This is a genomic window from Streptomyces sp. NPDC005141 (assembly GCF_053599975.1).
Window position 1 is genome coordinate 1 of record NZ_JBSFYW010000031.1, and the last position, 13,307, is coordinate 13,307.

The 13,307-nt window shown below is 72.2% G+C and carries 12 protein-coding genes; 1 reads left to right on the forward strand and 11 read right to left on the reverse strand.

Annotated elements, in window-relative coordinates; translation table 11 throughout:
* The 10 genes from ACWD68_RS23505 to fabG all read right to left on the reverse strand — a co-directional run.
* A partial coding sequence (locus ACWD68_RS23505; protein WP_451808400.1) for an amino acid adenylation domain-containing protein occupies positions 1 to 3,197 on the reverse strand: 3,197 nt, incomplete at its 3' end.
* A gap of 97 nt (positions 3,198 to 3,294) precedes the next feature.
* Complete coding sequence (gene sbnB, locus ACWD68_RS23510) at positions 3,295 to 4,332, reverse strand: 2,3-diaminopropionate biosynthesis protein SbnB (protein ID WP_451808401.1); 1,038 nt, start codon at positions 4,330 to 4,332, stop codon at positions 3,295 to 3,297.
* Positions 4,326 to 5,342, reverse strand: coding sequence for a 2,3-diaminopropionate biosynthesis protein SbnA (gene sbnA / locus ACWD68_RS23515; RefSeq protein ID WP_451808402.1), 1,017 nt, complete (start codon positions 5,340 to 5,342; stop codon positions 4,326 to 4,328). Before sbnA ends, sbnB begins: the two co-directional genes overlap by 7 nt.
* 79 nt (positions 5,343 to 5,421) lie before the next feature.
* Positions 5,422 to 6,840 carry a condensation domain-containing protein gene (locus ACWD68_RS23520; protein WP_451808403.1) on the reverse strand — a complete coding sequence of 473 codons (1,419 nt, stop codon included), beginning with the start codon at positions 6,838 to 6,840 and terminating at the stop codon, positions 5,422 to 5,424.
* A gap of 29 nt (positions 6,841 to 6,869) precedes the next feature.
* Complete coding sequence (locus tag ACWD68_RS23525; protein WP_266755827.1) at positions 6,870 to 7,130, reverse strand: acyl carrier protein; 261 nt, start codon at positions 7,128 to 7,130, stop codon at positions 6,870 to 6,872.
* 61 nt (positions 7,131 to 7,191) lie between these two features.
* Complete coding sequence (locus ACWD68_RS23530) at positions 7,192 to 8,163, reverse strand: beta-ketoacyl-ACP synthase III (protein WP_451808404.1); 972 nt, start codon at positions 8,161 to 8,163, stop codon at positions 7,192 to 7,194.
* A 37-nt stretch (positions 8,164 to 8,200) separates the two neighbouring features.
* Positions 8,201 to 9,193 (reverse strand): TauD/TfdA family dioxygenase, encoded by a 993-nt coding sequence (locus ACWD68_RS23535; protein WP_451808405.1) that lies wholly within the window; start codon positions 9,191 to 9,193, stop codon positions 8,201 to 8,203.
* Between the two features lie 16 nt (positions 9,194 to 9,209).
* Positions 9,210 to 10,145, reverse strand: coding sequence for a TauD/TfdA family dioxygenase (locus ACWD68_RS23540; RefSeq protein ID WP_451808406.1), 936 nt, complete (start codon positions 10,143 to 10,145; stop codon positions 9,210 to 9,212).
* Positions 10,142 to 10,951 (reverse strand): thioesterase II family protein, encoded by an 810-nt coding sequence (locus ACWD68_RS23545; protein ID WP_451808407.1) that lies wholly within the window; start codon positions 10,949 to 10,951, stop codon positions 10,142 to 10,144. Before ACWD68_RS23545 ends, ACWD68_RS23540 begins: the two co-directional genes overlap by 4 nt.
* Entirely contained in the window at positions 10,948 to 11,700 is a 753-nt protein-coding gene (fabG, locus tag ACWD68_RS23550; RefSeq protein ID WP_451808408.1) for a 3-oxoacyl-[acyl-carrier-protein] reductase, read from the reverse strand. Before fabG ends, ACWD68_RS23545 begins: the two co-directional genes overlap by 4 nt.
* 180 nt (positions 11,701 to 11,880) lie before the next feature.
* On the opposite strand from fabG, the gene ACWD68_RS23555 reads away from it, so the two are divergent.
* On the forward strand, positions 11,881 to 12,645 hold the full coding sequence (locus ACWD68_RS23555) for a VOC family protein (protein WP_451808409.1): 765 nt from the start codon (positions 11,881 to 11,883) through the stop codon (positions 12,643 to 12,645).
* Positions 12,646 to 12,684: 39 nt separating this feature from the next.
* Here the strand turns inward: ACWD68_RS23555 and ACWD68_RS23560 are convergent, their stop codons facing one another.
* Positions 12,685 to 12,882, reverse strand: coding sequence for a hypothetical protein (locus ACWD68_RS23560; RefSeq protein WP_451808410.1), 198 nt, complete (start codon positions 12,880 to 12,882; stop codon positions 12,685 to 12,687).
* Positions 12,883 to 13,307: the final 425 nt, after the last annotated feature.

Genomic DNA, 13,307 nt, shown 5'->3' on the forward strand with positions numbered 1-13,307 from the left:
TCCACCGCCACCGCACCCGGCGACACCGCCGCACGCTCCGCGATCAACTCCGGCACCGACACCTCACCCACCGACACCACCGTGTCGTTCCAGGCCTTGAGGAGTCGGCGTTCCTGGACGGAGGTGATGTCGACGGCGGACAGGGAGGTGTCCACGTTCGCCGCGACGGCTTCGAGGAGTTGCACGAAGTGGTGGGCGAGACGCTCGACGGTGTCGTGGTCGAAGAGCGAGGTGGCGTATTCGAAGGCACCGATCAGGGAGCCGTCGGACTGGCGCCAGACGAAGAGGGTCAGGTCGGTCTTGGCCACACGCCAGGCGCCCTGGAAGGCGTCCATGAGGACGTCGTCGGCGGCCACGGAGGTGGCGCCGTCGTCCTGGAGGTCGAAGGCGACCTGGTAGAGCGGGGTGCGGGACAGGTCACGGGTGGGCTGGAGTTCGTCCACCAGGCGCTCGAAGGGCAGTTCCTGGTGGGCGAAGCCGGCCATGACCGTGCCGCGGACGCGCTGGAGGAGTTCGGCGAAGGTCGGGTCGCCGGTCAGATCGCAGCGCATCACCAGGGAGTTGAGGAAGAAGCCGACGGTGTTCTGGGTCTCGGGGCGCGTGCGGCCGGTGACCGGGCTGCCGATACCGAAGTCGTCCTGGCCACTGTAGCGACCGAGCAGCGCGCCGAAGGCGGCGAGCAGGGTCACATAGGGAGTGGCACCGTGCCGGCGCCCGATCCCGGTGAGGGCGTCGGCGAGCGAGGCGGGCACGGAGAAGCGGACGCCCGAGCCGTGCGCGTCGCGCCGGGCGGGCCGGGGCCGGTCGGTGGGGAGCCGGAGTTCGGGCAGGCCGTCGAGGGCCTGCTTCCAGTGGTCCAGCTCCCGCGACGACGCGATGTCGTCGGAGTGTGCCGACTGCCAGGCCGCGAAGTCGGCGTACTGCACGAGGAGTTCGTCGAGCCGAGGTGAACGGTTCTCGTGCGCCGCTGCGCACAGTTCGCGCAGTTCGCGGTCGAGGAGGACGGTGGACCAGCCGTCCGTGGCGATGTGATGGGTCGTCACCAGCAGGACCGGGCCGCCCTTGGGCACCCGGACCAGCAACGCCCGCCACAGCGGGCCGTCGGTGAGGTCGAAGCCGCGGCCGAACTGCTCGCCGAACAACCGCTCCAATTGCGCTTCCGAGGCGTCCTCGACACGCAGTTCGACCGTCCCCGGCGCGACGACCACCTGACGGGGTTCCTCACCCTCGACCGGATAACGGGTGCGCAGGGACTCGTGGCGGGCTTCAAGGGCGTCGAGCGCGGCCTGCACGGTGTCGCGGGTGGTACCCGCCGGCAGCCGGAGGAAGAAGGGTGCCACCCACTCGGGGCTGCCCGGGTGCATACGGTCCAGGAACCACAGCCGGTGCTGCCCGGAGGAGAGGGGCAGCGGCCGGTCCCGGCCGACCGGGGTCACACCGGGCACCGCGGGCCGTGCCTCCTCCAGGAGCCTCGCCTGCGCCTCGACGGTGAACGCGCCGAACAGGCCCCGGAGTTGGATGTCGTCCCCGGACGCCTTGCGCAGAGCGTCGGCGAGCCGGGTGAGAACGAGGGAGGAGCCGCCGAGGGCGAAGAAGTCGTCGTGCGCGCCGACCTGTTCGACCTGGAGAAGCTGCTCCCACACTTGGGCGACGAGCCGTTCGGCGGGGGTGCGCGGGGCGACGTACTCGGCGCTGCGTGCCTGCTCCTGGACCGGGTCGGGCAGGGCTCCCCGGTCCACCTTTCCACTGCTGGTCAGCGGGAAGGCGTCCAGCGGGACGAAGACCGAGGGGATCATCGGCTCGGGCAGCCGGCCGCGCAGGAAGGTGCGCAGTTCGTCCCTGGGTATGCGGCGCCCGGCCGTCACATAGGCGACGAGCCGCTTGGTGTCGCCCGCGATCCGGGCGTCGACGATCGCCCCCAGTACGTCCGGGTGGGCGTTCAACGCGGCCTCCACCTCGGCCGGTTCGATCCGGACTCCGTTGACCTTGACCTGCTGGTCGGCGCGGCCGAGGAAGTCCAGGGCACCGTCGGAACGCCAGCGCACCAGGTCCCCGGTGCGGTACATCCGGCTGCCGGGGGTGCCGTGCGGGTCGGGCAGGAAGCGCTCGGCGGTCTGTCCCGGGCGGCCCGCGTAGCCGCGCGCCGTGCCCTCGCCCGCCGCGTACAGCTCCCCCACGACACCGATCGGCACCGGGTCGAACTCGGCGTCGAGGACGTACACCCGCATGTGGTCCATCGGGCGTCCGATGGGGACCGCCTCGGTGTGCCGCTCGGGGTCGAAGAGCTGGGCCGTGACATCGATGGAGCACTCGGTGGGCCCGTAGGTGTTCCAGACCCGGGCACCGCCCGGTTCCGCGAGGCGGCGGCACAGTCCGGCGTCCAGCGGCTCGCCGGCCGAGCACACCAGGCGCAGGTCCGCGCAGTCCGCCCAGCGGGGCTCGGCGACCAGGAGCCGCAGCACGGACGGCACGCCCTGGAGGACGGTCACCCCCGCGTCGGCGACCGTCGCCACGAGCAGCGCCGGGTCGGCTTCGGCACCCGGCGGCGCCATGACGACGGTGGCGCCCGCGGCGAGCGGGGTGAACAGCTCCCAGCCGGCGGCGTCGAAGGTCAGCACGGTCTTCTGGAGCACCCGGTCCGTCGCCGTCAGCCCCTGGTTGTCCAGCGACCAGGCGACGCGCCCCGCGATGCCGCCGTGCTGCACGAGCACGCCCTTGGGGCGGCCGGTCGAGCCCGAGGTGTAGGTGAGGTAGGCGGCGTGGTCCGCGGTCACCTCCGACGGGGGTGCCGTGTCGGGGAGTTCGTCGAGGGTCTCGGAGTCCAGGGTCACCACGCCACCGGGCAGGAGCTTCTCGAACGACCCGGCATCGGCCGCGGTCGTGACGACGGCGCCCGCGCCGCTGTCCGCGACCACCCAGGCCGTACGTTCCTGCGGATGCCCGGCGTCCAGCGGCACATAGGCCGCGCCCGCCTTCCAGACACCGAGCAGTGCCGCGACCAGGTCGTGACCGCGCGGCAGGCAGACGACGACCCGGTCCTCGGCGCCGATGCCACGGGCCGTGAGCAGCCGCGCGACGCGGTTGGCGCGCCGGTCGAGCGCTTCGTAGCTCAGCGGCCCCTGGGCGCCGTCGACCGCGACGGCGAGCGGAGTCGACACGGCCTGATGGGCGATGAGTTCGTGCAGCGGGACAGTCATCTCTTCTCCAGGGAAGGTGAACGCACGTGCGGCGGTGCGGCGGCCCTGCAGGGCAGGGGCCCGTACGGCGGAGGGCGGGTGCGGCGGGTGCCGGCGGCTACGCGGCGGGGGCCGGCAGGAAGTCCGTCACGTCGGTGCCCAGACCTCCGGCGCGGGCCCGGTCCCGTACGAAGCGGGCGAGCGCGAGGTCGAGGACGCCGAGCCCGAACGGCGAGTAGACGAGGGGCCTGCCCGGCCGCGGGTCGAGTCGCGCGGTGCCGCGCAGCAGCGCGCCGATACTGGCGTCGATGAACTCCCGTCCACCGGTGGCGAGTTCGGCGAGGTGTACCGAGGTGTTCTCGCGGCAGACGTGGTCCGGGTCGTCGACGACGTTGTGGGCCTGGAGCACGGCGTGCGTGGTCAGGTCCCGCAGTGAGACGTGCAGCACCACCGTGCCGGGCGGGCAGGCGTCGAGTCCGGTGTGCGGGGTCGCGGCGGTGGTGGCGATGGACACCAGGTCGTGGGCGGCCAGCGCGTCGTCGAGCGAGTCGCAGTGGCGGACGGCGGCGGACGGCAGCAGCCGCGCGTTGTCCTCGGTGAACCTCCGGGCGCGCTCGGGGTCGGTGTCGTACACGGTGAGCCGGTCGAGTCCGGGATGTTCGACGCCGAGGAAGCGCAGTACCTCTCGGTTGATGACTCCGCAGCCGATGAGTGTGATCCCGGAGGGCCTGCGTCCGCCGAGCAGCAAGCGGGCTCCGACGGCCGCCGAGGCGGCGGTGCGCTGGGCGGAGATCAGGGAGCCTTCGATGAGCGCCTCGGGCTGCCCGTTGCGCAGCGAGTTGAGCAGGATGGCGGCGCTGGCCCGCTGGACTCCGTCGGCGATGTTGCCGGGGAAGGAGGCGATCCACTTCATGCCGGCGATCCCGTCGTCGCCTTCGTCCGCGCCGGCACCCCGCTCCCCCGCACTGCCGCCGAGGTAGCCGGGCAGGCCGATGATCCGGTCCCGGGGCCGGTCGGGGAAGCGCAGGAAGACGGAGTGCGGCACGCTGGTGCGGCCCTCGTCGTGGCGCCGGTAGGCGTCGGCGACGAGGTCGATGACCTCCTTCTCGCGGTCCTGGAGGAGCCCCGCGACCGTCTGGTGGCCGATGATCAGCATGTTCCCACCGCCATGGTGTGCTCCGGTTCCTTCCACAGGTGGCTCACCTCGCCGAACTGGCGGCGCACCCATTCGTCGTCGTAGATCGTGTCGAGGTAGCGGTCGCCGCGGTCCGGGAAGATCAGCACGCAGGTGCTGCCGGCCGGGATGCGGTCCGCGAACCTGCGGAGCGCGGCCGTGACGGCCCCGGACGAGCCGCCGGCGAGGATGGCCTCGCGCTGGGTCAGGGTCCGGCAGCCGACGACGCAGTCCAGGTCGGAGACCAGCACCACCTCGTCGGCGAGCGTCGGGTCGAAGAGCGCGGGACGGACCGCCGCGCCGTGTCCGGGCAGCAGCCGGGGCCCCGGCGGTCCGCCGAACAGCACGCTGCCGAGGGCGTCCACGCCGACCAGCGTCGTGGACAGGCCGCGGTCGCGGATGTACTCGGCGCAGCCGCGCAGGGTGCCGCCGGTGCCGGTGGCGCAGAACAGGTAGTCGACCCGGTCGTCGAGTGCCCCGGCGATCTCCCGCATGGTGCGGGTGTGGGCCTTTGGGTTGAGCGGATTGGCGTACTGGTTGGGCCAGTAGGCGCCGGGTGTCGCGGCCACCAGTTCCCGGACCCGGGCGAGCCGGGCCGGGAGGTAGGCGCCGGTGTCCGGGTCGGGTTCGGTGACCATGTCGACGGTGACCTGGTAGGCGCGCAGGATCGCCAGGTTCTGCCGGGTGGTCTTGGGGTCGACGACACAGATGAAGTCGATCCCGTAGTAGCGGCAGATCTGGGCGATCCCGATGGCCAGGTTGCCGGAGCTGGACTCCACGACCGTGGACCGGCCGGGGATCAGTTCGCCGCCCCGGATCCTGCCGAGCAGCATGGACAGCGCGGACCGGTCCTTGACGCTGCCGCCGGGGTTGAACCCTTCGAGCTTGGCGAGGACTCGGGAGGGGAAGCGGGGCAGCAGGCCGCCGAGCTCCACCAGATGTGTGTCACCGATGGCGTCGAGGATGCCGTCGAGCACCGGTCGTGGCGTCATGGCCGCGGACTCCTGCCGGGGTCGTGGTCGGTCGCGGGGTGCCGTGCGGGGCGGGTCTGCCGGTGCCCCGCGCGGTCGTTCACGAAGAGCCGCCGGAGCCGCCGAGGGCGAGCAGGGCCCGGCGTTCGGCGTCGTCGGTCAGCGGGATGCGGGAGACGCGCTGGTCGGGGTCGTCCGCGGCCGCCTCGACGAACCGGACGAAGAGGTCGAACAGTCGCTCCACCGTGGCCTGTTCGAAGAGATCGGTGTCGTAGCGCAGGGCCACCGTCAGGCCGTACACATCGCGGGTGATCTCCAGCGAGAGGTCGCACTGGCCTTCCAGATGCGGGATCTCCATGTACGTCGTCTCGATGCCGGCCACGTTCATCGGCTCGCCCGAGGCGGCGCCGCCCATGCCGGATCCGAACCGGTCGGTGGAGACCATCGTCACGGAGATCCGGTACAGCGGACCCGCCGTGCCGGCGTCACGGGCGACCAGCGGGTACGGGTAGGAGACGCGGGCGGTGGCCTGCCGGACCCGGTCGGCGGCCTGGGCCATCGCGTCCGCGAGCGTGGTCTGCCGGTCGAACCGGGCGCGGATGAGCACCGGGTTGACGTAGTAGCCCACGACCTGGGCCGCGGAGGAGCGCCGGGTGGACGCGGGGCAGGCGAGCAGGAAGTCGCGCTGGCCGCCCCATCGGTGCAGCAGTGCCTGGAAGGCGCCGAGGGTGAGGGCGAACGGGGAGACCCCGCGGCTCGCGGCGGTGCGCAGCACCTTGTCGGAGAGCCGGTCGGGCAGCCGGCGCAGCAGGCTCGCGCCCGACTGCGAGGAGACGGCGGGGCGGGGCCGGTCGGTGGGGAGTTCGGCGGCGCGGGCGCCGGCGGCCTCCTCCTGCCAGAACTCCGCCTGGCGCTTGCCCCGCGAGGACTCGAGGAGCAGTTGCTCCCGTTCCACGGAGTCGTCGTAGGTGACGGGAAGGGGTTCCCAGCCGGGTTGCCCGGCGCCGGTCGCGAAGGCCTCGTAGGCCTGGAGAAGGTCGCGCCACAGGAGCCACTGCGAGAACGCGTCGGTCGCGATGTGGTGGGTGAGGACGAGTACCACCGCGTCGCCGCGCCGGCGCAGCATCACGGCGCGGAAGGGGCCCTCGGTGTCCAGCCGGAACGGCCGTCGCACCTGGGCCTTCACCAGCTCGTCGAGTTCCTCGTCCGAGGCGTCCGGGATCTCATGGACCGTCAGTTCGCCCAGGGTGCCTACCTCCTGGACGACACGGCAGGGCTGGCCGTCGGTCTCCGTGTAGAGGGAGCGCAGCATGGAGTGACGATCCGTCAGCGCACGTACGGCGCGGGCGAGGATCGCGGGATCCGGCGCGGGCGTCATCCGGGCGCCGCCGGCGAGGTTGTACGTCGCGCTGTCGGGGGTCAGGCGCTGGAGGAGCCAGAGGCCCTCCTGCCCCACGGACAGCGGGAGTTGGGTGTCGAGGGCGGGTTCGGCCGTCGGCGCTCCGTGGACGGATTCCATCGCCGACCCCCCGTGGTCGAGTGTCACTGTCAGACCTCTGCCTTCGCCGTGGCGAGGAAGGCGACGACGTCACGCACCCGCAGCAGGTCGGCGACCGTCTCGTCCGGTACCGAGAGGCTGTAGGTCTTCTCGACGGCGGCCAGCAGGTCGACCCGGGTGAGCGAGTCCATGCCCATCTCCTCGAAGCTGGAGTCGGCGTCGATGTCGCCCTCCAGGTCGGGGGCGGTGCGCTTGACGAGTGCGATGACCTCGGCGGTCAGGACATCGGTGGTGGGCTCGTGCGTGGTCATGTGAGTTTCCGTCTCTGTGAAGGAGTGCGGTGGTGCCGGATGCGCTGGAGAAGGGGCCCGGTCAGGGCATGCGGACGACTTGTCCGGCGTAGGTGAGTCCGGCGCCGAAGCCGAGCAGCAGGACGTGCTCGCCCGGCGTGGAGCGGCCGCTCTCGTAGAGGCGGCTGAGCGCGAGCGGCACCGAGGCGGCGGAGGTGTTGCCGGTGTCGACGACGTCGTTGACGACGCGCTCGGGCGGCAGTTCCAGCTCGCGGGTGAGGGTCTTGATGATGCGGTTGTTGGCCTGGTGGGGCACGAACCAGTCGATGTCGGCCATGGTGATCCCGGCGGCCGCGCAGGCCCGGTGGGCGACGTCGGGCATGGTGGCCGTCGACCACTTGTAGACGAGGGGGCCGTTCATGGCGACGTACTCGCGTCCGTCGGCCCGCTCGGTCAGACCGAGGACGCTGTGCCGGGCGCCGTCGCTCCCCCATACGGCGGGGCCTATGCCGGTGCGGTCGGAGCGCGAGACGACGGCGGCGCCGGCGCCGTCACCGAAGATGACGAACGTGTCGGGGTCGTTCGGGTCGATCCAGTCGCTGGTGCGTTCGGCGCCGACCACCAGGACGTGCCGCGCCTCACCGAGCCGCACCGCGTTGGAGGCCATCGCCGTCGCGTAGGTGAAGCCCGCACACACCGCGTTCAGGTCGTAGGCACCCGAGTTGGGCAGTCCGATACGGCTGGCCACTTCCGGGGCGATGCCGGGCATACGACGCTTGCGGGTCGCGGTGGCGACGACGGTCAGGTCGACCTCGTGCGGGTCGATGTCGGCCATCACGAGGGCCTTCTCGCCCGCGGCGACGGACATGGTGACCAGGTCCTCGGCCTCGCCCGCGTGGTGCCGGGTCTTGATGCCGGTGCGCTGCTCGATCCACTCCGGGGAGACCGTCGTCCGCGGGGACAGTTCCTCGTTGGAGAGCAGCCGCGCGGGCCGGTAGGCGGCGATGCCGGTGATCCGGGACCCGTGGGTCGGCGGGGTCAGATAGGTGTCCAACGGAGCTTTCCTCACCTCGGGTTGTGACATGGCGTCCTCAACTCCCCTCGTCCGACGGGGTGTCGGACGGCTCGGCCATGGCCACGGCGATCCGCCGGGGCCCGGTGAACGGCTCGCGCGCGTGCGCGGTGAGCATGTTGTCGACGATCAGCACGTCGTCGCGCTGCCAGTCGAAGCGCACGGAGTTGGCCCGGTAGACGGCGCGCAGATGGTCCGTCACCTCGTCCGGGACGGCTCCCCCGTCGCCGTAGTACGTGTTCGTGGGCAGGTCCTCGTCGGGGAAGATCGCCCGCAGGCCCGCTCCCACCTCGGCGGCGACCGTGGTGACGTGGAAGAAGGTGGCGTGGTTGAACCAGACGTGTTCGCCGGTCACGGGGTGGCGGTGCACGGCAGCGCGGTGCGCGGTGGTGCGCAGCCCGCCGTCGGGCCGCCACTCGGCGACGATGTCCCGCTCCTTGCAGTACGCGATCACGGCGTCCGGGTCGGTGGTGTTGAACGCCTCCTGCCAGGGCACGCCGAAGCCGGTGTGGAAGTTGCGCACGACCTGCCAGCCGCGCCGCTCGAACTCCTCGCGCACCTCGGCGTCGAGGCCCGCCAGCACCCGCCGGGTGTCGGCGAGCGGGGTCGCGCCCTGGGTGACGGGCGGTTCCGCGCAGTAGAAGTAGAGGGTGCCGGGCCAAACGGCCTGGTAGGAGTTCTCGTTGTGCAGGAAGATCTCCTCGGCCGGCGGGTAGTCGGTCGAGGTGTAGACCTGGCCCTTGATGGTGCTGCGGGGTGAGGAGCGCTCCGCGTAGGCCAGGGGCGGGGTTCCGGAGAAGGCGCGTACGACGGCGTCGAAGCCGTCGACTCCGCCGACGGCGTAGCCCCGCAGCAGGAGCGCGCCCCGCAGGGTCAGGGACTGCCGAAGCTCGGCGCGGTGCCGGCGGATGTCGTCGAGGACGGACGCGCCGTCGTCCGCGGCGCTGTACAGCGCGGGTGCGGTACCGGTGCCGGCCCAGCCGGGCAGCGGTTTCTGGTCCGGGGTCGTCATGTCGTCGTCCCCCGGCTCAGTCGGACATCGCGACGAGGACCCGGCGGTCGCCGGTGAACGGCCGCCGTCCGTGCGCCAGCAGGACGTTGTCGATGAGCAGCAGGTCACCGCGGTGCCAGTCGACGTCGACGGCGACGGCCAGACCCCGGTCCCGGATCTGGGTGACGTACGCGGCGGGGATGGGGCTCCCGTCGGCGAACCTCACCATCTGCGGCAGCTCGTCCTCGGGGAGGATCGCGGCGAGTTCGGCGGCGGTGTCGTCGCCGAGCCCGGCCGGGTGCCACTGGTCGGCCTGGTTGAACCAGACCTCGGCGCCGGTCACCGGGTGCCGGGTGGTGGACGGGCGGACCGACTCGACGCGCAGGCTGCCGTCACGGCGCCAGGTCCACTCGGCGCCGGTGCCGGACAGGAACTCCTCGACATCGTCGCGTTCCTTGGTCTCGAAGGTGTCCTGCCAGCTCTTTCCGAGGCCGTACCCGTCGTGCAGGTTCTGCAGGTAGCGCACGCCGCCCGCGAAGGCCTCGCGGACCTCGTCGTCGAGCGCGGCCAGCCAGCGGGCGGCGTCGGAGACGGGGGTCGCGCCACCGCCGCCGGGCGTCACCTCGCAGTAGAAGGCGAGCCGGGTGGGCCAGGCGTGCGCGTAGCTCATCTCGTTGTGCATCGAGATGGTGTACTCCCGCGGGTACTCCGTCGACGTGTACACGTTTCCGCCGACCTTGGTGCGCGGCGAGTTGCCGTGGACGTACGCCAGGCGGTGCGGCAGCAGCCGGTCGAACGCCGTGTCGAGCGTCTCGGGCGTGATGCCGAAGCCTCGGATGACCAGGCCCTTCTCACGGACCAGGAGGTCGTCCGGGCCGGGGTCCAGGGTGTCGAGCCGGGCGAGCAGTTCGTCGGCGCCGCCACCGTCCTCGGCCGTGATCTCCAGCGGTGCCCAGGTCTCGGTGTTGGTCATGGAGCTGTCCTCGCGGTCGTGGCCGCCGGTCGTGCGGCCTGGCTGGCGGATGCGGTGAGCCCTTGCGGCGGTGCGGCGAGCCGCGCGGCGATGTCCGCGGTCAGCTCGGCCTCCCCCGGGGCCAGATAGAAGTGGTCGCCGGGGAAGGTCCGCAGGTCGAAACCGCCGGTGGTCAGGTCGGCCCAGGCACCGACGCGTCGGACGTCGCAGCCCGGGTCGGCGGCACCGACGTACGCGGTGACCGGGGCCCGGAGCATGGGCGGATTCCTCGGTGCGTAGGTCTCGATGAGGCGGTAGTCGTCGCGCAGCACGGGCAGCAGCAGGTCGCGCAGTTCGGGGATGCCGTAGGGGTCGCCACCGAGGGTGCCGAGCCGCCGCACGGAGGCGAGCAGCACGTCGTCGGCCGCGCGGTGCAGGGCGGTGCGGGGCGCGCGGTGCGGGGCGTTGCGCGCGGAGAGGAACACGTGTCGGGGCCCGGGTCCGGTCTTCTCCAGGCGGGCCGCGACCTCGTAGGCCACGGCGGCGCCCATGCTGTGCCCGAACAGCGCGAGCGGCACGTCCCGGTGTCCGGCGAGGGCCGCGGTGATCGGGTCGGCGAGCTCCTCCATCGACGTGGCGCACGGCTCGGCCATCCGCTCCTGGCGCCCGGGGTAGCGCACGGCGAGCAGTTCGACGTCACCGGGCAGCCGGTGCGGCCAGCCGTGGAAGAGCTGCGCGTTCCCCCCGGCGTGCGGAAGACACACCAGGCGGACGCGCGGAGAACGCGCCGCCGGATAGCGGCGGAACCACAGGCCGTCGGAGGTCACAGCGCCATGCCCCCGTCGACGCGCAGCACCTGTCCGGTGATGTAGGCGGCCTTCGGGGAGACCAGGAAGGAGACCAGGTCGGCGACCTCGCGCGGCTGTCCGAACCGCCCGAGCGGGATGCGGGTGAGCGCTCCCTCGACGACGCTGTCGGGCAGCCCCGCGACCATCTCGGTCTCGATGAAACCGGGTGCGACGGCGTTGGCCCGTATCCCGTAGCGTCCGGCCTCCTTGGCCAGCGACTGGGTGAGGCCGATGATCCCCGCCTTGGACGCGGAGTAGTTGGCCTGGCCCGCGTTGCCCGCCACCCCGGCGACCGAGGAGAGGGTGACGACGGCTCCGGCGCGCTCGCGGATCATCGGCCGGATCACCGAGCGCAGCAGATGGTAGGTGCCGCTCAGATTGGTACTCAGGACCGAGTGCCAGTCCTCGTCCCCCATGAGAGCGAGGGGCCGGTCCCGGGTGATGCCCGCCGAGGTGACGACCGCGTCGGGAGTGCCGAGCTCCGTCTCCACGGCGGACACGAATTCCTGCACCTCCTCGCGGACGGCGACGTCGACCCTGCGGGCCAGCGCCCTGCCGCCCCCGTCCTCGATCTCCTTCCGCACGAGCTGCGCCGCCGCGTCGTCCGACCGGTAGCAGATCGCCACGTCGAAACCGTCCTGTGCCAGCCGTACGGCGACCGAGCGTCCGATGCCCCGCGACCCGCCGGTCACCACCGCCACTCGTGTCGCGCTGCCGTCCCGCCCCATGTCCGAGCCCCCTCATTCGTTCGAGTGAGTCGAGCGTGGGTTCGGTCGCTATATGGGGCCTATACGGTGTCCAGCACGGCGCCGGGCCGGCGGTGTCCGCCTGCCGGACGCGGCGCCCGGTTGGCCGGTGCTCCATGGCGGGCTTAGCGTGCTGAGGGGGCTCGCTGCGGAAGGAACCTCATGAAGCTCGACAGGCCGGTGACCGGCGGACCCTGCTGGACGGAGCTCGGCACCAGCGATCTGGAGAGCGCCAAGGGCTTCTACGCCGATCTGTTCGGCTGGCGCCCGGAGACGGACCCGCGTCAGGAGGCGGGCGGGTACACGGTCGCGCACATCGGGGACGCTGCCGTCGCGGCGATCTCCCCGCTCTACCAGGAATCCCAGCCCGTCGCCTGGAACGTGTCGTTCGCCGTCGACGACGCGGACGCGGCCGCGGAAGCCGTGCGGGCCGCCGGCGGAACGATCGTCCTCGCCCCGATGGACGTGCTCGACGTGGGCAGGCTCGCGGTCGCCTTCGACCCGGGCGGCGCCGCATTCCAGATGTGGCAGGCACGGGCGTTTCCCGGTGCGGGGCTGTTCAACGCGCCGGGCGCGCTCGGCTGGGTGGAGCTCCTGACCCGGGCACCGGACAGGGTGACGGAGTTCTACACGACGGTGTTCGGCTGGACCGTGAGAGCGTCGGAGAGCTACCCGCAGTGGGGAATCGACGGAGCCGACTTCGGCGGCATGGTCACCATGGACGAGAACTTCCCGCACGAGGTCCCCTCGCACTGGCTGCCCTATTTCGCCGTCGAGGACGTGGACGCCACGGTGAAAGCGGTCCTCATGGCCGACGGCCACCTGCTGATGGAACCCATGTCACAACCCCACGGCCGACGCATCGCCGTCGCGCGGGATCTGCAGGGCGCGGCCTTCGGGATCTACGCGTCGGCCGAGGACGACTGACGCGCGAGCCGCTGTCGGGGAAGGTGTGCCGAACGGACGTCAGGCGACCGTTGTCACCGTCACCTGGTCGATGACGGGGGCGTGGGCGCTGCGGTGCTGGTCGGGGTGGGGACGGGTGCCGTCGCGGTTGGGCAGGGCCTCGGCGGTGAAGGTGAGGGTGTTGGGGCCCGGGTGCAGGGTCACCGGGACGGTGAGGTCGCAGAAAGCGTGGAACCAGACTCCCCAGGTTCTCGCCATTGACGGTCAAGGCGCCCTTTCCTCCGTCCAGTTGACCGACCGTCACGGTCGCCTCGCCGTCATGGTCGGCGTGCACCCAGAACGCGGCGGTGCCGCCGGCCGGGAGTACGGCGGCACCGGGTCCGCCGGCTCCCCGGTGCGCGTGACCCACCCGCGCGCCGCCGACCGCGTACGCGGCTCGTACAGCGCGGGTGCGTCCACGTGCTCGTCGCGCAGCGCCAGTTCGATCCTGTCGAGGCTCGCGTCGCCTCTGGTCGCCCCGAGGTCGGGGTCCTGGGCGGCGAGCGTGATGGTGTGCCGGCCAGCGGTCAGCCGGACCCGGGTGTCGGCGCGGCCCCGGACCGCCCGCTCGCAGGCGAGGGGCCAGGGCGCCCCCCAGGATGCCGAGGTTCGATATTTCGTACCTCGCCCGTACAGCCGGACCG